The organism is Mycolicibacter arupensis (genome assembly GCF_002086515.1).
GTDB lineage: Bacteria > Actinomycetota > Actinomycetes > Mycobacteriales > Mycobacteriaceae > Mycobacterium > Mycobacterium arupense.
In genome coordinates, this window is sequence record NZ_MVHH01000014.1 from 73,453 (window position 1) to 91,508 (window position 18,056).

The following is an 18,056-nucleotide window of genomic DNA, read 5'->3' on the forward strand; positions in this document are numbered from 1 at the left end:
GCCGGAGTTTTCAGCTGACGACGAAGGCCTTCATGTCGGGGTGTGCGGCCAGGCCCCACGCGCTGATTCGATCCGAGATCACCCGGCGCAGCTGCTCGGGCCCGAAGATGCCGGCCTCGGCGATTCCGGGCTGACGGTCGGCGTAGCCGTCGATGTCGGCGTCGACGATCTTGAGCTCGGCGGCACGAGCCGCGATGGCCGCAACCGTCTCGTCGTGCACGTAGTCCAGGCAGTGCACGACCAGGTTCGCGAAGAACTCCTCGTGCCGTTCCTCATCCGCGGCGATCCGGCCGATCAGGCCCTTGAGCACAGGCTCGTCGAGCTTGTCGGCGAGGTTGCGGCAGTACTCGGCGCACGCACGCTCGTAGAAGGCCATGAACACCAAGGTCTCGACCTGGCTGTAGCGGTCGGCGCGGTAGCCCTTCTGGACGTGCTCCATGCGGACCCGCTCGTTCTCGTCCGGGTCGATCTCGCGAGTCACGATCAGGTACTCGCGCAGGGCGATGGCGTGCAGGTGCTCCTCGGCGGTCCACCGGCCGATCCAGCGGGCCCACTTGTCCTCGAGGATGAAGTGCTCGACCAGCTCGCGGTGGTAGCCGGCCAGGCTGTCCTTCTCCACGAGCAGGACCTCGCAGGCGTCGGTGATCACCTTGGGCAGGCTGACCTGCGAGGGATCCCAGTCCTGGCCGCCCAGGAAGGCGAAGTTCTGGCCCTGCTCGAAGGGCACATAGTCGTGGGCGTACCACGGGTCCACCGTGTCGATGTGCCGGACCAAGTTCGCGTCGACCACCGGCTCCAGCTCGCGGATCAGTGCATTAGCAACGGGACGTTCAGCCATGAAAGTAACTGTAACCCGAATTCACACTATCTTGTCAACTCGGGGCCACGGCGTGTTCCCGCTAGGCCAGCTTCCAGTCCTCCAGGCCGTCGTAGAGCGGAAAGTCCTGTGCCAGCTTGGCGACCCGAGCCCGCAACGCCGGCACGTCAGCGGCCGAACCAGCCGCCAGCGCGGTGGCGATGATGTCGGCGACCTCGGTGAACTCGGTGTCCCCGAAGCCACGGGCTGCCAGCGCCGGAGTGCCCACCCGAAGCCCGGAGGTCACCATCGGCGGCCGCGGGTCGTTCGGGACCGCGTTGCGGTTGACGGTGATGCCGACCTCGTGCAGCAGGTCCTCGGCCATCTGACCGTCCAGCGGCGAGTCACGCAGGTCGACGAGCACCAGGTGCACGTCGGTGCCGCCACTGACCACCGAGACGCCGGCCTTGGCCACGTCGGCGGCCAGCAGCCGCTCGGCGATGATCTTCGCGCCGGAGAGCACCCGCTGCTGACGCTCGGCGAACTCGGCCGTACCGGCGACCTTCAGCGCGACGGCCTTGGCGGCGATCACGTGCATCAGCGGACCGCCCTGCTGCCCGGGGAAGACCGCCGAGTTGATCTGCTTGGCGAATTCCTTCTTGCCCATGATCAGCCCGGAGCGCGGACCGCCCAGGGTCTTGTGCACGGTGGTCGACACCAGCTGCGCGTGCGGCACCGGTGAGGGGTGCAGGCCCGCTGCCACCAGCCCGGCGAAGTGGGCCATGTCCACCCACAGGGTCGCGTCGACCTCGTCGGCGATCGAGCGGAACGCCTCGAAGTCCAGGGTGCGCGGGTAAGCCGACCAGCCGGCGATGATCACCTTCGGCTTGAACTCCAATGCCTGTGCCCGCACCACATCCATGTCGATCCGGTGAGTGACAGCGTCGACGCCGTAGAAAGCGTTCTCGTAGAGCTTTCCGGAGAAGTTCAGGCGCATGCCGTGGGTCAGGTGTCCGCCGTTGGCCAGATCCAGGCCCAGCAGCCGGTCGCCGGGCTCCATCAGCGCCTGCAGCACCGCGGCATTGGCCTGGGCGCCCGAGTGCGGCTGGACGTTGGCGAAATCTGCGCCGAACAGCGCCTTGGCGCGGTCACGGGCGATGTTCTCCACCACGTCGACGTGCTCGCAGCCACCGTAGTAACGCCGGCCCGGCAGGCCCTCGGCGTACTTGTTGGTCAGTACGCTGCCCTGCGCCTGCAGCACCGCCCGCGGCACGAAGTTCTCCGAGGCGATCATCTCCAGCGTGTCGCGCTGACGCCCCAGCTCCTTGCCGAGCAGTTCGGCGATGTCGGGGTCGAGTTCGGCCAACGGCGTCGACATAGTGGATGCGGGGCGGGTGTTCGGTGCAGCAGTCACGCCCTCCAGTCTGGCACGCGGACCTTCACCCGATTGCCGCAGGCCAGCGATCGCCGCCCGTTCGCCCAGTGTGCGGATTTATTCGCAAACCACGAGGTCCGGTGTGTAAAACCGCACACTCGGGGGCCCGGCGGAGCGCCGAAGCCCGTCAGTCGGCCCGCAACGCCGACGGCGTCAGCGGTTCATCGAGCAGCCGGCGGAATCGCTCGGTGCGGCTCACCCCCGCGGGCGCGGCATCCAGCCAGCCGCGCAGCAGCCGGTAGCCCTCCACGTAGGTCGAGGTATAGGCCCGCCACAGCGGCGAGGACAGGAACCGCAGGCTCTGCCGGGCCCGGTCGTCGGTGACCAGCAGCCACCGGCGCAGGTAATCGATCACCTCCTCGGCGTCGCGGTGTTCGTCGTGCAGCATGAGCGCCGCGTCCTGGCGCACGTCGGCCAGGGCCGCGGCGGCCTCGGACACCGCTTCGGCCCGCTCTCCGTCGAAGTTCAGGCCCAGGTCGGCATAGATCTCCGCGGCCCAGGCACCCCAACCTGGCCCAACCACGGCATACAGCGCCAGATCAGCCAGCCCCTCCGCCATCAGGCACTGGGGGGTGTTGACCAGGAAGATGGTCTGCTCGGCCTGACCCAGCTTCTCGACCAGCCCGGCCTCCTTGCGGCAGTGCTCGGTGTGATGGCCCGGATAGGACTCGTGGGCCACCAGTCTCGGCAGGTTCGACATGAGCTGCTTGAGGTCGGCGTTGACCGCCACCGTGGAGCGGTAGTCGCCGCGGTAGTAGTTGAACCCCGACCACGGCTTGTCGGTCACCACCTCGTAGGTGATCAGCTCGGTCTCCGGCAGCGGGAAGTGCACCCGCACCCGGTCACGCAGGGCCGAGGAGAACGCGTGGATGGCCGCTTCGAGCCGCTCCGGCGGAATCTCCTCGGCCTGGCGGTAGGCGGTCATGCGCTCGACCAGTGGGCCGGTACCCCCCAACGCCTCATCCAGGCGGGCATGGGCCTGGCGGTAACGGTCGGTGTCACCTTTGACGATGTCGACGTCGAAGTACTCGCGTACCTCCTCGACGAAACCGACCTGCTCCCCCGCGAACTTGCGACCGGCGCACGCCAACGCGCGCAGGTGCACGCGTAGGTATTCGGCGCGTTCGGGATCCAGTCCGCCGGGCAGCGCCGCGGCCAGCCGGTCGGCCTCGCGGGCCAGCGCCGACGGGTCCGGCACCGGCTCATCGGCAACAAGTCGTTGCAGCGCCGGGTCGCCGGTGAAGGCGTCGACGTACCCCTGCTCGATCCGGTCGAAGCGCAGACCGAGCAACAGGTATTCGCGGATCAAAGCGGCGGGCTCCATACCCGATCAGGCTAGTGGTCGGGGTTGCTGCAAGACTGTGTGGTCATGCGGCGGCTGAGTGAGCCGAGTCCATACGTGGAGTTCGACCGACGTCAATGGCGGACACTGCGTATGTCGACGCCCATGCCGCTCAGTGAGGCCGAAGTCGTGGCCCTGCGCGGCCTCGGCGAGCAGGTCGACTTGCTGGAGGTCGAAGAGGTCTACCTGCCGCTGGCTCGCCTTCTGCACCTGCAGGTGGCGGCCCGCCAGCAGCTGTTCGCGGCCACCGCGGAATTCCTCGGCGAGAACGACCTGAGCCCCGACCGGCCGGTGCCCTTCATCATCGGGGTGGCCGGCAGTGTGGCCGTCGGCAAGTCGACGACCGCCCGCGTGCTGCAGGCGCTGCTGGCCCGCTGGGACCACCATCCTCGCGTGGACCTGGTGACCACCGACGGCTTCCTGTACCCCAATCACGAGTTGAAGCGCCGGAACCTGATGCACCGCAAGGGGTTCCCCGAGAGCTACAACCGCCGCGCGTTGATGCGCTTTGTCACCTCGGTGAAGTCCGGCGCGGACTACGTGTGCGCGCCGGTGTATTCACACATGAGCTACGACATCGTCTCGAGCTCCAAGCAGGTGGTTCAGCACCCCGACATCCTGATCCTCGAAGGCCTCAACGTGTTGCAGACCGGGCCGACGCTGATGATCTCGGACCTGTTCGACTTCTCGCTCTACGTCGACGCGCGGGTGGAAGACATCGAGCGCTGGTACATCTCACGATTCCTGGCGATGCGCTCCACCTCGTTCGCCAATCCCGACTCGCACTTCCACCACTATGCGGCACTCAACGACGCGCAGGCGGTGGCCGCCGCCCGCGATATCTGGCGTTCGATCAACCGTCCGAACCTGATCGAGAACATCCTGCCCACCCGGCCGCGGGCCACCCTGGTGCTGCGCAAAGACGCCGATCACTCCATCAATCGACTGCGGCTGCGCAAGCTCTGATCCCGGGCCGCGAGCGGCCTAGGGCTGCGTCGCGGTGCCGGGCTGCGGCTGACCCGGTGGCGGCGCCGGCTCGCCAGGCGGCGGAGGCACCGGCTCGCCGGGCGGCGGAAGCTCTGCCGCGGGACCGGGCACCGGCTCGGGCGGCGGCGGGAAAATCGGCGGCGGCGGGAATGCCGGTGGCGGCGGGAACTCCGGGGGTGGCGGGAAGCCAGGCGGTGGCGGGAACCCCGGCGGCGGGACCTCAGGTCCCGGCGACGGCTCGGCCGCACCCGGAGGTGGCACCGCGGGGGTCGGCGTGGCGGCAGCAGTCAAGGTGTCCGGGCACAGCTCGTGTTGTGCGGCGTCGATCATGACCTTGGTGACGCCGTCGGCGACCTTGGCGCCGAAGCGGTCCTTGGCGGGCCGGCCCTTCCGCAGGTTCTGGCAGATGACCGTGCCGAACTGCACCGCGCCGGACGGCGTGGTCAGCCCGGGACTGTTCTGGTACTTGAAGCCGTGCGAATCGAGGTAGCTGAGGTAGCTCTTCTCGTCAGCCTGCGCCGGCGCAGCGGCGAACATCAGGGTTCCGGGGATCAGCGTCATCGCCGCCAGCCGCCACATCATGGGAGTGAACTTTAGACGGTGGCGGCGGCGGCGACACGTTGAGAGGGCCGCGTCTCAGCCCAGACGACGCAGGCCGCGGTACTGCAGTCCCGCGAAGAACGCGGTGTAGGCGGCGCAGGCCAGGGTCGCTGCTACACCTATCCCGGTCAGCGGCAAAGCTCCGTCCACGACCGCGGCGATGGCCACCACGGTGCACACCACGTTGGCGGCGATCACGCCGATGCCGACCCCGCGCAGCTCTTCCATGGCGGACAGGAAGTAGACCACCACGCCGTAGGTGATGCAGAACGCGGCCAACCCGTACTCGTGGGCGGCGGTCAAGCCTTCCAGGGCTGCCATCGGGGCTGCGGCTAGTGCGACGGCCAAGCCGGCCACGCCGACGATCACGGCGTCGGCGCGCAGCGCGAAGCGCAGCAGTGAATCGGTCGAGTCCGACAGGGTCGGGGTGCTGATGGCGGTCATGGGTCGATCTCCCTTCGAGGCGTGGCGCTGAACACCCTCGAGGCTGCTCGGCAGCTGCTGCCAGATCGACCCGCGACACTGCCAAGCACTGCCAAGCCCAGGTCACAGACCCGAGGACACCGGCATCCGGCCCCGCAGGTCGGCGGCGATCACTCGCGCGCCCGCGTTCTGCCAGTTGTGCAGCGACCGCTGCGGCACCTCGGTCACCAGCCATTGCCAGGCCTGCCGGGCGGTGGGATCGAGCCCGGCCGCGGTGGCGTTCTGCGCGTAGGCCCGCACACCCACGACATAGGGGAAGTACAGGGCGTTGTAGTGGCGCCACTGTTCGGTGGTGCCGAACTCGCCGCCGTCCCGCGGCTTGAGGGCCGCGATCCGGTCAGCCAGCAGGGCCTTGAGTTCGTTGGCGCGTTCCAGCGGTGCGTCGGGTGCACCCCGGGCCGCCAAACGTTCGTCGATGACCGGCAACGCGGTCAGTGGACTGGCGACGAGCTTGGACAGGTCGCCGTAGTGACCCAGCGCCCGCCGGGTCAGCCGGGCGAAGGTCTCCTCGTCGAGTTCGTCGAGCGGGCCGGTCGATCGCAGCGGCAGCGCCGCCTCGGTGACGCGCAGCGCGGCACGGTCGGCGCGCAACGCCGGGTATCGCCAGAACGCGAGCCGGTCCCAGAGCCCGGCCAGCCGGTCGACGAACACCTGGACCTCGATGCCGACCGCGATGGTGGTGAACAGCAGCACGGTCAGCGAGGTCTGCGCCACGGGTTCGGTGCGGGTGAGCCACAGCCCGATCAACACCTGCCCGCCCAGCAGTGCTGCCATCGCGACGGCAGCCAGAAACGACCGCAGCATGTCCTGGCGCAGCGCCTGTCCCTCGTCGAAGGCGTCCCACAGTGCCACCGCCACCCCCAGCAGAAGCACGTCGACGCCGGTGCTGGCCAGCGCGATCCCGCTGGGCACCACGCCCAGCGGAATGATCAGGATGGCGTTGGCCAAGGCGAAGAACAGCGTCGCGACAGCGGCAACGCCGAGCACCGACCCGGGCTGCGCGGGCCGGATCAGTGCCTTGACCATGGCTGCCAACGTCGCCACCGAGATCACCCCGAACAACAGCCAATGCCCGGCCCGCGGCGGCCCCTCGACGCTGCCGGCCCACGTCGCGCCGATCAGTGCCGCGGTCGCCACCACGCTGATGAACGCCACATCGCGCACCCGGCCGGTCCAGCGGTCGCACGGCCGGCCCAACTCCAGCAGCACCGCAAACCAGGCCACCCCCGGCAGCACCGCCAGGTAGATCTCCACCCGCCCCAGCAGCTCCGGCTGCCACAGCGTGCGCACCGCGTCGGCGGCAACCACCGCCGCAAATCCGCACAACCCGACTGCGGCCAGCGCCAGCACCGGCTTGCGTGGGTCACGGGCCAGCAGATACATCCCGAGCCACCAGCTGAGGGTGAAGACCAGCGCCGACAACACGACCATGCTCGCTACCGCCCGAATCTCCGGTGCCGCTCGCTGTAGTCACGCAGGGCCCGCAGGAAGTCGACCCGACGGAACGCCGGCCAATGGGCCTCGGTGAACCACATCTCCGAGTAGGCGCTCTGCCACAGCAGGAAGCCCGACAATCGCTGCTCCCCCGAAGTCCGGATCACCAGGTCCGGATCGGGCTGACCGGAGGTGTAGAGGTTCTCCGAGATGCCCTCGACCGTCACCGCGTCGACCAGTTCCTCGGCGGTGGCGCCGTTGGCCAGCTGCTTGCTCAGTAGGCCGCGTACCGCGTCGACGATCTCCTGCCGGCCGCCGTATCCCACGGCGACGTTGACGTGCAGCCGCGAGCCTGCCCGGTCTGGATCGGCGGTGCTTACAGTGCTTTCGACAGCCTCGCGCAGGCGCCGAGCGGGCTCTTCGCCCAGCAGCTCCAGGTCCCCCACGGTACGTACCGTCCAGTGGTTGGCGGGCGCGCAGATCTCCTCCACCACGTCGGTGATGATCTCGATGAGCGCGGCCAGTTCGGCGGGATCGCGCTGCAGGTTCTCGGTGGACAGCAGATAGACGGTGGCCATCTCGATACCCGCGTCGGCACACCAGCGCAGCATCTCGGCGATCTTGGCCGCGCCCATCCGGTAGCCGTAGCTGACATCGTCGTAGCCGGCATCGCGCGCCCAACGGCGGTTGCCGTCGCAGAGAACAGCGATGTGGCGCGGCAGATTCGACCGCGACGCCGCCAAGCCCTGCCGTAGGCGCAGCTCGTAGATCCGGTACAGCGGCTCCTTCAAGCGCGCCGGGATGATCGCCACAAAAACCCAGACTACTGTGATCGAAAGCAGTCCGGGATCCGCGTGGAGTCAGGAAGGTCCATGAGCACCCACACCGACATGATCGCCGAGCAGAATCCGAACGACCTGCCGGCCGACATCCTCATGCCGCACACCAAACCGCGGGCCCGCGGCTGGATCCACCTGGTATCGGCCATCGTGGCCGTCATCGCCGGGATCACCCTGACCGCGGTGGCCTGGACGATGGCCGGGCTTGAGGCCGGGCTGGCGACGTTGGCCTACACCATCTCGGTGGTGGGCATGTTCGCCGTCAGCGCCACCTATCACCGGATCACCTGGAAATCGGTCGTCACGCGCATGCGCATGAAACGGCTCGACCACGCGATGATCTTCCTCTTCATCGCCGGCACCTACACCCCGTTCGCGCTGCTGGCAATGGACCACGGCGCCCAAGAGCGGCTGGTGATGACGATCGTGTGGGGTGGCGCGCTGGCTGGTGTGGTGCTCAAGCTGTTCTGGCCTACCGCACCCAAATGGGTCGGGGTGCCGCTCTATCTCTTGCTGGGCTGGGTGTCAGCCTTCTTCATCGCGACGATCATGCACAACGCGGGCGTCGCCGCGATGGTGCTGCTGGCCGTCGGCGGCATGCTGTACAGCGTCGGCGCGATCATGTACGCGCTGAAGTGGCCGGACCCGTGGCCGGAGACGTTCGGCTACCACGAGTTCTTCCACGCCTGCACCGCGGTGGCCGCGATCTGTCAGTACATCGCGATCTGGTTCGCGGTACTGCACTAGCCGGGCGCCGCGCGAGCCTACAGCTGGGTGATGTTCTCCGCCGACCAGTAGGCCTTCATGCCGGCGATCTTGCCCTCGCCGTCGAACACCATCACGTCGATGGGCTCGATGCGCATCCGGTGGTCGCCATTGGTGATGGTCAGCGCGAACTGGAAGGCTGCCTCGTTGCCGGCGACCCGCAGCGACACCAGCTCCGCCTTGCGGTCCAGGCCGGTGATGGCCGAGTAGAAGTTGCGGATGGCCTGGTGACCGATGTGCACCTCGCCGCCGACCGGGTCCTCCAAGGTGGCGTCGGCCGCATACAACTCCACCAGCGCGGCGGCGTCGCCGCCGCCGACCAGCTCGATGTAACGGTGGACGGTCTCGGTGATGGCCTGTGCCTTGTCAGGTGCGGAGGTCATGTGCCGCACGTTACACGGATGCCGGATCTGCGGGCACCGCAAGGGCCGCAGCCAACTCCGCCGCACCGCGCACCGGCAGGTCGCACACCTGGCCGTGGCAGATGTAGGCGGCATCGGCACCGTTGAGCTGCCCTCGACCCCTCAGCAGTTCGGAGGAGTCGGCGGGCCCGCCGACGACGATCGTGCCGCCGGGCGCCAGGCGGCGCGCCTGCGCCAGCAGTGCCGAATCCGGTCCGGCGCAGGCCACCGCGATCTGCAGCGGGCCCCGCACGGCTGCCTCGGCGACACCCAGCCAGTGCCCGGCCGAACGCGGCGAACCTGCCAGCAGTGCGGCGTGCGCTGCCAAGGCGTCGGCGGCCGCGCGGCCGTAGCGTTCGCCGCGGTCCGCGGGGACCAGGCGGGCAGCGGTCAACAACGCCTCGGTGATCAGGGCCGCCCCCGACGGGGTGGCGCCATCCACCGGATCGCTCGGCCGCAGCATGAGTGCCTCGGCGTCGTCGGCGGTGTCGAACCAGCGCCCCGGGGTGTCCGGATCGGCGAAGTGATCCAGCGCGGTGTCCAACAGGTCGGCGGCCGCATCGCACAGGCGTTGCGCGCCGGTGAGCTGATACACGCTGAGCAGTCCGGTCGCCAGGGCGCCGTAGTCCTCCAGGATCGCCGCGCTGTCGCCCACCCGTCCGCCCAGGCTGGCCCGGCGCAGCCGGCCGTCCACCAGGTGCAGGCCCAGCAGCTTCTCCGCGCACTCTTGGGCTGCCGCGCTCAGGCCCGGATCTCCCAGCGCCACAGCCGCTTCGGCCAGGCCGGTGATCGCCAGGCCGTTCCAGGCCGTCACCACCTTGTCGTCGCGAGCGGGCTGCGGCCGCAACAGCCGGGCGGCCAACAGCCGCTGGCGCACCCGATCGAATCGCTGCGGATCGTCGGGGTCCACCGGAAGCTGCAGCACTGAGCCGCCGGACTCGAACGTGCCGCCGGTGGTGACCCCGAAAACCTCTGCCGCCCAGAGCCCGTCGTCGGGCCCCAGCACGTCGATCAGCTGCTCGGGCGTCCACACATAGGTCGAGCCCTCCCGACCGTCGGCGTCGGCGTCCAGCGACGAGATGAACATCCCGTTCTCGGACAGGTCCGCCAACAGGAATTGGGCCGTCTGCGCGGTCACCCGGGCGGCCAGCGGATCGCCGGTGCGCCGTGCCCAGTGCGCGTAGGCGCGCAGCAGCAACGCATTGTCGTAGAGCATCTTCTCGAAATGCGGCACCACCCAGGCGGCGTCGACACTGTAGCGGGCGAAGCCTCCGGCGAGCTGGTCGTAGATGCCGCCGCGCGCCATCGCCGCGCCGACACGGGCCACCGCCCGAAGGGCCTCGGGTGTCGCGGTCCGCTCGTAGTGACGCAGCAGCGCCTCCATCAGCGCCGACGGCGGGAACTTGGGGGCACCCCCGAATCCGCCATGGATGCTGTCCTCGTCGCGCAGCACCGTCACCACGCTGGTGTCGCACAGCGCCGCATCGATCGGCGGTCCGCCCCCGGGTGATCCGCCGGCCATCGAACGCAGCTCGGCGGCAATGTTGTCCGAGGCCTCCTCGACCTCATCCCGGCTTTCGTCCCAGGTGGCCGTGATCGCCGAAAGCAGCTTCAGGAAAGCGTCTTTGGTGTAGTAGGTGCCACAGTAGAAGGGGCGGCCATCGGGGGTCAGAAAGCAGGTCATCGGCCAGCCGCCGCTGCCGGTCAACGCCTGGGTAGCGGTCATGTAGATCGCGTCGATGTCCGGGCGTTCTTCCCGGTCGACCTTGATGCAGACGAAGCCTGCGTTCATCACCGCGGCCACCTCGGAATCTTCGAACGCGCCGTGCGCCATCACGTGACACCAGTGGCAGGCCGCGTACCCGACCGACAGCAGGATCGGCACGTCGCGCTCGGCGGCCTCCGCCAACGCCTCGGGCGACCACTCCCACCAGTCCACCGGGTTGTCGGCATGTTGCCGCAGATACGGGCTGGCGGACGCTGCGAGACGGTTGGCCACTGCTCCACGCTAACTCTGCTAGCTGGCGGCCCGCGCCCATGCCCCCACACCTACGCCGTCCATACAACTCATGACCAGATCGAGAACGAACGCTGAACTCTTGAATTCTGCTGCAAAGCAACGCTGTTGACTATTCCTACCATTGCTAGCATTCGCCGGTAAGACGACCCGAGGGATGTGATCGACATCAATCGACGTGCCGTACTGTGCGTGCTTGCCCTAGCCGCTGCACTGCTGTCAGGGTGCGGCGGCGGCCAGGACGCCCCATCGTCGACCCAGTCGGCAGCCGCCTCGGCGCCCGCAGTGGACTGCGGCGGCTCCCCCATCCTCCAGGCCAGCGGCTCCACCGCCCAGGCCCATGCCATGACCCTGTTCGTCGCGGCCTTTCAGCAGGCCTGCCCGGGACAGAGCCTGGCCTACCAGGCCAACGGATCCGGGGCCGGCATCGAGGAGTTCATGGCCGCAAAGACCGACTTCGGCGGATCCGATTCCCCACTGACCAAAGGGGAATTCGACCGCGCACAGCAGCGCTGCGGCGCGCCAGCATGGAACCTGCCTATGGTGTTCGAGCCCATCGCCATCGCCTTCCGCCTAGACGGCCTGACATCGCTGAACCTCGACGGACCCACCGCGGCAAAGATCTTCAACGGCGCCATCACCACCTGGGACGACCCGGCCATCGCCGCGCTCAACACCGGAACCCCACTGCCCGCCAAGGCGATCCGGGTGGTGTCACGCAGCGACGAGTCCGGGACCACCGACAACTTTCAGCGCTACCTGGACACCGCTTCCGCCGGCACCTGGGGCAGGGGCGCCGGCCGGAGGTTCAACGGCACCGCCGGGGTGAGCGCGCACGGCAACGACGGCGTCGCCGCGGCGACGGCCGACCTCGACGGGGCGATCACCTACACCGCGTGGGCCTTCGCCCAGGACCACCGGCTGGGCATGGCCAACGTGATCACCTCAGCGGGCCCGGATCCGGTTGCGATCAGCGAGGATTCCATCGGCAAGACGATCTCGTCGGCGTGGTTCCTGCGCGACGGCAACGACCTTGCCCTGGACACCATCTCGTTCTACCGACCCAACCAGGCCGGTGCCTATCCGATCGTGCTGGCCACCTATGAGGTCACCTGCTCGCAGTATCGCGATCCGCAGATCGAAACGGCGGTGCGGGCATTCCTGCAGAGCGCGATCGGCGACGGCCAGCTCGCCCTGGCCGACCACGGCTATGTGCCCATCCCCCAACCGTTGAAGTCGCGCCTGTCGGCAGCCATCGACGCGATCACCTGACGCCAGACGTCATGCAGTCCATAACCGCGCCGCCCGAAGTCAGCTCCGCGTTGGTGAACACCGGCCCCGGTGCGACGTCACTGCTTGAAGCCGCCGCAGCGTGGCGACTCCTCGGAACACAACTGGACGAACAGGCGGACGGCTACGTATCCGCGGTGTCGACGCTGGTCGACTCCTGGCGCGGCCGGTCCGCGGCGGCCATGGTGCAGTCTGCCGAGCCGTACCTGCTGTGGTTGCGCGCCACCGCACAACACTGCCGGCGCACCGCCACCTCCATTCAGCACGCCGCGGCGGCGTTCGATTCGGTCCGCGCCGCGGTGACCCCGACCGCCGCGATAGCAGCCAACCGCGCGCGCCGCACACAGCTACTGGCCACCAACCGCTTCGGAACCAACTCCGCGGCGATCGCGGAGAACGAAAGCCAGTATTTGGGCATGTGGACCACCAACACCGCCGCAATGGTTCGCTATCGGGCCGCGTCGGCGCAGGCCACCACCCTGAGCGGATTCAACGCACCCACGGCCACACCCTCAGCCGAAACCACCTCACCGGACTCGATTCTGGCGTCCCTGCAGGCATTGGTGAACCCCTACGATCCCAACTACGGCTGGTCCGGGCTGGCCAACACCTACGCGAATCAGTTCGTGTCGTCGGGATTCCCCATCAACCTGCTCAGCTACCTCGCCCAGAACACCTCTGCGCAGGCCTTGCAGAACGTCAACGCCGCTATCGGGGAGGGCCTGACCGAGGGCGAGGCCGCCATTGCTCCCGCGCTGCCACTTGGCGGGCTGGGTGCGCTGGGCGCCGCGGGACTCACCGAAATGCCTTCAGCGGCATTAGGTGTGGGAATGAAGGTGGGACCGCTGACCGTGCCGCCTGCGGCCGCGGGATCTCTGGCCACGGCGCAGGCACCGGTGCAGCTGGCGTCGGCGGCGGCGCCACTGCCTGCGGCCGAATCCGCCGCATTCTCCGGAGTGCCGGCGATTATGCCGCCGGTCGTGCCCCCGTCGGCGGCCACGGGAAGCGGCTGGCGCAAACGCCGGCAGCAGAAGTACGAGGATCTGGAAGTCGGTTTGGAGCTGCGGGGCCCGGTGATGCCCAAACCGCCTTCTGCCGGCTGACGGGCTACCCGTGATGCCGGGGGCAGAAAGCACTGACACTGACCCCGACAAAGAAGCCCGCGTGATATCCATCGAGCCGACTGCTCTGCATCACCTCGGACACCACGTCACTCTTCTGCCGGCCGCCGTCGAGTTCATCGCAGACCTCATGTCCGGCCATCACCGCGGACTGCCCTGAGGCGAAGTCGATGCCCTTAGCGTTGAGGGCGCCCAGAAATGTGGTGTCGACGGCGTCGGCGTGCACCGCCGGCGAGTCGATCAGGCCGATCAACAGAACGGTCAAGATGGCCGGGGACAGCACCAGCCCGGGTGAGCGATCAACGAGCATGACCAACCCTGAACCTTTCTCCCAAGCCGGGGTCCGGGCCATCATCGCATGCCGCGACGGGGCTGGCGAGACGCTCGGCCTGCAGTGAAATCCTCAGGGGTAAAGGTTAATCCGGGCGCCGCCCGCCCGAAACCCGGCGTTGGGCAACTGTTACCGCGGCGGCCGTCGCTACCCGTCGTCTCCCGGAAGGTCGCCGGCCGAAGCAGACCCGACAGTGCCCTCGTCGGCGGCCTGATCGGCGGCCGGGTGCTCGGGGTCGAACGACTCGGGCAGCTTCTTGAGCTGATGATTCATCGACCGCACCAGCAAGAACGTGCCCAGCAACAGCAGCACGATGACCAGCAGTCCGAAGGGACTGGCCTTGCCGAAATCCGGCCCGGTGTCACGCGGCACCTCATCGGCCGCCATCCATAACACCGTCAGCACCGCGTGGTTCATCCGTTGTCCTCGATCCCGGCGAACAAGTCCGTCTCGGGCAGAGTAACCGGCACCCGGGAGCGGGCCAGCTCGAACTCTTCGGTCGGCCAGAGACGCTGTTGCCACTCGATCGGAGCGGCGAAGAAGTCGCCGTTGGGGTCGATCTGGGTGGCGTGCGCCCGCAGCGCGTCGTCGCGCTGACTGAAGTAGTCGGCGCATTCGACCCGGGTGGTCACCCGGTTGGCGAACACGTCGTGATCGGGCTGCCAGTGCTCCAGCCATTTGGCGAACGGTCCGACCTCGCCGTTGCGGGCGAATTCATCTTGCAACAGCTGCATCCGCTGCCGCAGGAAGCCGTGGTTGTAGTACAGCTTCGCCACGCTCCAGGGGTCCCCGGAGTCCGAGTAGAGACGATGATCGCCGGCCGCCTCGAACGCGGCAAGCGACACCTGGTGGCAGCGAATGTGGTCGGGGTGCGGGTACCCGCCGTTCTCGTCGTAGGTGGTCATCACGTGCGGCCGGAACTGGCGAATCACCCGCACCAGCGCTTCGGTGGACACCTCCAGCGGCACCAGCGCGAAGCAGTCGTCGGGCAACGGCGGCAGCGGGTCACCCTTGGGCAGGCCGGAGTCGATGAAACCCAGCCAATGGTGTTCGACGCCCAGGATCTCGGCGGCTTTGGCCATCTCGTCGCGCCGCACGTCGGCTATCCGGCCGTGGACATCGGGCAGGTCCATCGCGGGATTGAGGATGTCGCCGCGCTCACCGCCGGTGAGCGTCACCACCATGACCCGGTGCCCAGCGGCGGTGTAGCGGGCCAGGGTGGCCGCACCCTTGCTGGACTCGTCGTCGGGGTGGGCGTGCACCGCCATCAATCGCAGTCCACTCATGCGCACATTCCCCGTTCCCTCCAGGTTCCTCCTGCCGGAACCCCGGACCGGACGCCTATAGTTCCAGATGGTTTCCGGCCCCCATCGTTACACCACCTGCGACGGGCGCGGAAACCGCTCCCGACTCCACCGGCGACCATGGGACACACCTCACGATGACCGACTCCAAGCCGGCCCGCTACGGCGACGCCCGGGGCAGCGCGTTGCCCCGACGGTTGCTGGCGATCGCGCTGGGTGCCCTGGCGATCGCCACCGTCGCCGCCCTGGCAGTGGTCGGTTATCAGCGGTTCGCGACCGCCGAGGTCAAAGGTGAGCTGTACGGCTATGAGGTGCTCGACGACCAGACGGTCTCGGTTAAGTTCAGCGTGACTCGATCCGACCCCTCGCAGCCCGCGGCCTGCATCGTGCGGGTCCGATCGAGTGACGGCAGTGAGACCGGTCGGCGCGAAGTCCTGGTTCCGCCATCGGAGTCGGCCACCGTTCAGGTGACTACGATCGTGAAATCTTCCCAGCACCCTGTCATGGGCGACGTCTACGGTTGCGGCAGCGACGTCCCGGATTATCTCCGTTCACCCTGACGTTGCGGTGGTATCCTGTACGGATACACGGTTCCAGCTGGGACCGTGTATTGCTGCATTAGCACGATTGTATTTGACAAGCGTCGCCCCGCTGCCCCTGGCTCCGGACCCGACGACACGAGGAGCACAGTGAGATGACGGACACCCAGGTGACCTGGTTGACGCAGGAGTCACACGACCGGCTCAAGGCGGAGCTTGACCAGCTGATCGCGAACCGCCCGGTGATCGCCGCAGAGATCAACGACCGCCGCGAAGAGGGCGACCTGCGCGAGAACGGCGGATATCACGCCGCTCGCGAGGAGCAGGGCCAGCAAGAGGCCCGCATCCGCCAACTGCAGGAGCTGCTCAACAACGCCAAGGTCGGCGAGGCCCCGACCCAGTCCGGCGTCGCGCTGCCGGGCTCGGTGGTGACGGTCTACTACGACGGCGACAAGTCCGACACCGAGACCTTCCTGATCGCCACTCGGCAGGAGGGCGTGAACGTCGACAAGCTTGAGGTGTACTCGCCGAACTCACCGCTGGGCCACGCCCTGCTCGGTGCCAAGGTGGGCGAGGAGCGCAGCTACACCGTGCCCAGCGGCAAGACCGTCAAGGTGGCGCTGGTCAGCGCGGAGCCCTACCACTCCTGAGCTCGGTCACCCCGACTGATCAGGCCAGCGCCTGGGTGAGGTCGGCGATCAGGTCGTCGATGTCCTCGATGCCCACCGACAGGCGCACCAAGTCGTCGGGGACCTCCAGTTGCGAGCCCGCCGTGGACGCATGCGTCATTGCGCCGGGCAGTTCGATCAGCGACTCGACCCCGCCCAGGGATTCGGCCAGGATGAAGATCTGCGTTCCGGCGCACAGCTTTTCCGCGGCCGCCCGGCCGCCGCGCATCCGTACCGACACCATGCCGCCAAAGCCGCGCATCTGCGCCGCGGCGACGTCGTGGCCCCGGTGCGCCGGCAGCCCCGGGTAGAGCACCTGGCTCACCGCGGGATGCTCGTCGAGGAATTCCGCGACCGCCGCGGCGTTCTCGCTGTGCCGTTGCATGCGCAGGACCAGCGTCTTCAGGCCGCGCAGCGTCAGGTAGGCATCGAAGGGCCCGGGGACGGCCCCCGCCCCGTTCTGCAGGAAGGCGAACGCGGCATCGAGCTCTTCGTCGTCGGTGACCAGCGCACCGCCCACCACATCGGAATGCCCGCCGATGTACTTGGTGGTGGAATGCAGCACCACGTCGGCGCCCAGTGTCAGGGGCTGCTGTAACGCCGGCGAGGCGAAGGTGTTGTCCACCAGGACCCGGGCCCCGGCTTCTTTACCCAGGGCGGCGATTCCGGCGATGTCGGCGATCGACAGCAGCGGGTTGGTGGGAGTCTCCACCCAGATCAACTTGGTCTTATCGGTGAGGGCACCGCGTACCGCGTCCAGGTCGGACAACGCGACCGGGGTGTGCGTCACTCCCCACTGGGTGAAGACCTTGTCGATCAGCCGGAAAGTGCCGCCGTAGGCGTCGTCGGGAATGATCAGGTGATCGCCGGGGCGCAGCATCGCGCGCAGGGCGCAGTCCGTGGCGGCCATCCCCGAACCGAAGGCCCGGCCGAACCGTCCCCGTTCCACCGCGGCCAGCGCGGCCTCCAGCGCGGCGCGGGTCGGATTGCCGGTGCGGGCGTATTCGAAGTCGCCGCGCAGGCCGCCGACGCCGTCCTGGGCGAAGGTGCTGCTGGCATAGATCGGTACGTTGACCGCCCCGGTGGCCGGGTCCGGCCGAAAGCCGGCGTGGATCGCGGTGGTGGACAGACCGGAGCCGGCGTGCGGGTGCCCCTGACTCAACGGATCGGCAGGCAGACGGTGGTCATGATCTTGTCCGCGATCGTCTGACGCTTGGCGTCCCACAGTGGGAAGAGATACCCGATGCACAAGATGGCGCCGTCGATGATGTGCGCCAGCTGGCGCACGATCGACATCCCGAAACCGATGGGTTGACCGGTGGTTTCGGAGACCACCTTGAACTTCAGCACCGACTTGCCGATGCTCGACCCGGTGGTGCCCTGCCGGTAGCCGTAGTTCCAGATTCCGAAGGCCAGCGCGGCCAGCCAACCCAGGAACATCAACGTGGCGCCGGTGCTCGACGGGCTCACCGTGCAGACGAAGCCGTCCGAGCCGGTGATGCATTCCTTATCGGCGGTGGTGCCGGCGATCATCGACGGGATGCCGTAGAGCACCAGGATCGGCAGGAAGTCGACGAAGTACGCGGCCACCCGGGTCAACCAGGAGGTGTAGGCCTCCTGCGGCAGCTGACCGACCGGGGTTCCGGTCTGGCCCGGGTAGGCGCCGTAGCCCGGCGCCGGCGGCGGGTAGTTGCCGGGCTACGG

At 68.3% G+C, this 18,056-nt stretch carries 19 protein-coding genes and 1 pseudogene; 6 read left to right on the top strand and 14 right to left on the bottom strand.

The window, feature by feature from the left end; translation table 11 throughout:
- Positions 1–10 precede the first annotated feature (10 nt).
- The 3 genes from BST15_RS09455 to BST15_RS09465 all read right to left on the bottom strand — a co-directional run bounded on the left by BST15_RS09455 (position 11) and on the right by BST15_RS09465 (position 3,555).
- Positions 11–838: an acyl-ACP desaturase gene (locus BST15_RS09455; protein WP_046189837.1), complete on the bottom strand. Its 828-nt coding sequence runs from the start codon at positions 836–838 to the stop codon at positions 11–13.
- Between the two features lie 61 nt (positions 839–899).
- The gene (gene glyA, locus BST15_RS09460; RefSeq protein WP_046189838.1) at positions 900–2,174 is read right to left on the bottom strand and encodes a serine hydroxymethyltransferase; all 1,275 of its coding nucleotides are present in this window, start codon (positions 2,172–2,174) and stop codon (positions 900–902) included.
- 184 nt (positions 2,175–2,358) lie between these two features.
- A complete protein-coding gene (locus BST15_RS09465; protein WP_046189839.1) occupies positions 2,359–3,555 on the bottom strand; it encodes a hypothetical protein in 1,197 nt (398 codons plus the stop codon).
- 45 nt (positions 3,556–3,600) lie between these two features.
- Here BST15_RS09465 and coaA point away from each other — a divergent pair, with 45 nt between their 5' ends.
- Entirely contained in the window at positions 3,601–4,539 is a 939-nt protein-coding gene (gene coaA / locus BST15_RS09470; RefSeq protein ID WP_046189840.1) for a type I pantothenate kinase, read from the top strand.
- Positions 4,540–4,557: 18 nt separating this feature from the next.
- Here the strand turns inward: coaA and BST15_RS09475 are convergent, their stop codons facing one another.
- From BST15_RS09475 to BST15_RS09490, 4 genes are all read right to left on the bottom strand, one after another.
- On the bottom strand, positions 4,558–5,142 hold the full coding sequence (locus tag BST15_RS09475; protein WP_083070908.1) for a DUF732 domain-containing protein: 585 nt from the start codon (positions 5,140–5,142) through the stop codon (positions 4,558–4,560).
- A gap of 54 nt (positions 5,143–5,196) precedes the next feature.
- Positions 5,197–5,604 (bottom strand): hypothetical protein, encoded by a 408-nt coding sequence (locus BST15_RS09480; RefSeq protein WP_046189842.1) that lies wholly within the window; start codon positions 5,602–5,604, stop codon positions 5,197–5,199.
- A 102-nt stretch (positions 5,605–5,706) separates the two neighbouring features.
- Positions 5,707–7,074 (bottom strand): hypothetical protein, encoded by a 1,368-nt coding sequence (locus tag BST15_RS09485; RefSeq protein WP_046189843.1) that lies wholly within the window; start codon positions 7,072–7,074, stop codon positions 5,707–5,709.
- 5 nt (positions 7,075–7,079) lie between these two features.
- Positions 7,080–7,889, bottom strand: coding sequence for a (2Z,6E)-farnesyl diphosphate synthase (locus tag BST15_RS09490; protein ID WP_046189844.1), 810 nt, complete (start codon positions 7,887–7,889; stop codon positions 7,080–7,082).
- 60 nt (positions 7,890–7,949) lie between these two features.
- Between BST15_RS09490 and trhA the strand changes: the two genes are divergently transcribed.
- Positions 7,950–8,663: a PAQR family membrane homeostasis protein TrhA gene (gene trhA / locus BST15_RS09495; RefSeq protein ID WP_046189845.1), complete on the top strand. Its 714-nt coding sequence runs from the start codon at positions 7,950–7,952 to the stop codon at positions 8,661–8,663.
- A gap of 17 nt (positions 8,664–8,680) precedes the next feature.
- On the opposite strand, the gene BST15_RS09500 is transcribed toward trhA, so the two are convergent.
- A complete protein-coding gene (locus BST15_RS09500; protein WP_046189850.1) occupies positions 8,681–9,064 on the bottom strand; it encodes a nuclear transport factor 2 family protein in 384 nt (127 codons plus the stop codon).
- Between the two features lie 10 nt (positions 9,065–9,074).
- A complete protein-coding gene (locus BST15_RS09505; protein ID WP_046686330.1) occupies positions 9,075–11,081 on the bottom strand; it encodes a thioredoxin domain-containing protein in 2,007 nt (668 codons plus the stop codon).
- Between the two features lie 180 nt (positions 11,082–11,261).
- Between BST15_RS09505 and pstS the strand changes: the two genes are divergently transcribed.
- Both pstS and BST15_RS09515 read left to right on the top strand, forming a co-directional pair.
- Complete coding sequence (gene pstS / locus BST15_RS09510) at positions 11,262–12,371, top strand: phosphate ABC transporter substrate-binding protein PstS (protein WP_046189006.1); 1,110 nt, start codon at positions 11,262–11,264, stop codon at positions 12,369–12,371.
- Positions 12,372–12,382: 11 nt separating this feature from the next.
- A complete protein-coding gene (locus tag BST15_RS09515) occupies positions 12,383–13,492 on the top strand; it encodes a PPE family protein (RefSeq protein WP_046188975.1) in 1,110 nt (369 codons plus the stop codon).
- 4 nt (positions 13,493–13,496) lie between these two features.
- Here the strand turns inward: BST15_RS09515 and BST15_RS09520 are convergent, their stop codons facing one another.
- The 3 genes from BST15_RS09520 to mca form a co-directional block, all read right to left on the bottom strand.
- Positions 13,497–13,820, bottom strand: a complete 324-nt coding sequence (locus tag BST15_RS09520; protein ID WP_046188976.1) for a DUF732 domain-containing protein — start codon at positions 13,818–13,820, stop codon at positions 13,497–13,499.
- Between the two features lie 168 nt (positions 13,821–13,988).
- Positions 13,989–14,258, bottom strand: coding sequence for a hypothetical protein (locus tag BST15_RS09525; protein ID WP_046188977.1), 270 nt, complete (start codon positions 14,256–14,258; stop codon positions 13,989–13,991).
- Positions 14,255–15,127, bottom strand: coding sequence for a mycothiol conjugate amidase Mca (gene mca, locus BST15_RS09530; RefSeq protein ID WP_046188978.1), 873 nt, complete (start codon positions 15,125–15,127; stop codon positions 14,255–14,257). Before mca ends, BST15_RS09525 begins: the two co-directional genes overlap by 4 nt.
- A gap of 155 nt (positions 15,128–15,282) precedes the next feature.
- On the opposite strand from mca, the gene BST15_RS09535 reads away from it, so the two are divergent.
- Together BST15_RS09535 and greA are read left to right on the top strand one after the other, a co-directional pair.
- Positions 15,283–15,705: a DUF4307 domain-containing protein gene (locus tag BST15_RS09535; protein WP_046188979.1), complete on the top strand. Its 423-nt coding sequence runs from the start codon at positions 15,283–15,285 to the stop codon at positions 15,703–15,705.
- A gap of 134 nt (positions 15,706–15,839) precedes the next feature.
- Positions 15,840–16,334, top strand: coding sequence for a transcription elongation factor GreA (gene greA / locus BST15_RS09540; RefSeq protein ID WP_046188980.1), 495 nt, complete (start codon positions 15,840–15,842; stop codon positions 16,332–16,334).
- Between the two features lie 19 nt (positions 16,335–16,353).
- Here the strand turns inward: greA and BST15_RS09545 are convergent, their stop codons facing one another.
- Together BST15_RS09545 and BST15_RS09550 are read right to left on the bottom strand one after the other, a co-directional pair.
- Complete coding sequence (locus BST15_RS09545) at positions 16,354–17,514, bottom strand: cystathionine gamma-synthase (RefSeq protein WP_046188981.1); 1,161 nt, start codon at positions 17,512–17,514, stop codon at positions 16,354–16,356.
- A pseudogene (locus BST15_RS09550) lies at positions 17,511–18,047 on the bottom strand (RDD family protein); the annotation flags it as partial. The gene BST15_RS09545 and the pseudogene BST15_RS09550, both read right to left, overlap by 4 nt.
- Positions 18,048–18,056 lie beyond the last annotated feature (9 nt).

What these genes read in the sequence shown, in the direction of transcription:
- BST15_RS09535 (WP_046188979.1), top strand. Translation starts at nt 15,283, where the DNA reads ATGACCGACTCCAAGCCGGCCCGCTACGGCGACGCCCGGGGCAGCGCG.
- BST15_RS09480 (WP_046189842.1), bottom strand. Translation starts at nt 5,604, where the DNA reads ATGACCGCCATCAGCACCCCGACCCTGTCGGACTCGACCGATTCACTG.
- BST15_RS09520 (WP_046188976.1), bottom strand. Translation starts at nt 13,820, where the DNA reads ATGCTCGTTGATCGCTCACCCGGGCTGGTGCTGTCCCCGGCCATCTTG.
- mca (WP_046188978.1), bottom strand. Translation starts at nt 15,127, where the DNA reads ATGAGTGGACTGCGATTGATGGCGGTGCACGCCCACCCCGACGACGAG.
- BST15_RS09475 (WP_083070908.1), bottom strand. Translation starts at nt 5,142, where the DNA reads ATGATGTGGCGGCTGGCGGCGATGACGCTGATCCCCGGAACCCTGATG.
- BST15_RS09455 (WP_046189837.1), bottom strand. Translation starts at nt 838, where the DNA reads ATGGCTGAACGTCCCGTTGCTAATGCACTGATCCGCGAGCTGGAGCCG.
- coaA (WP_046189840.1), top strand. Translation starts at nt 3,601, where the DNA reads ATGCGGCGGCTGAGTGAGCCGAGTCCATACGTGGAGTTCGACCGACGT.
- BST15_RS09525 (WP_046188977.1), bottom strand. Translation starts at nt 14,258, where the DNA reads ATGAACCACGCGGTGCTGACGGTGTTATGGATGGCGGCCGATGAGGTG.
- trhA (WP_046189845.1), top strand. Translation starts at nt 7,950, where the DNA reads ATGAGCACCCACACCGACATGATCGCCGAGCAGAATCCGAACGACCTG.
- glyA (WP_046189838.1), bottom strand. Translation starts at nt 2,174, where the DNA reads ATGTCGACGCCGTTGGCCGAACTCGACCCCGACATCGCCGAACTGCTC.
- BST15_RS09515 (WP_046188975.1), top strand. Translation starts at nt 12,383, where the DNA reads ATGCAGTCCATAACCGCGCCGCCCGAAGTCAGCTCCGCGTTGGTGAAC.
- BST15_RS09465 (WP_046189839.1), bottom strand. Translation starts at nt 3,555, where the DNA reads ATGGAGCCCGCCGCTTTGATCCGCGAATACCTGTTGCTCGGTCTGCGC.
- BST15_RS09500 (WP_046189850.1), bottom strand. Translation starts at nt 9,064, where the DNA reads ATGACCTCCGCACCTGACAAGGCACAGGCCATCACCGAGACCGTCCAC.
- BST15_RS09485 (WP_046189843.1), bottom strand. Translation starts at nt 7,074, where the DNA reads ATGGTCGTGTTGTCGGCGCTGGTCTTCACCCTCAGCTGGTGGCTCGGG.
- greA (WP_046188980.1), top strand. Translation starts at nt 15,840, where the DNA reads ATGACGGACACCCAGGTGACCTGGTTGACGCAGGAGTCACACGACCGG.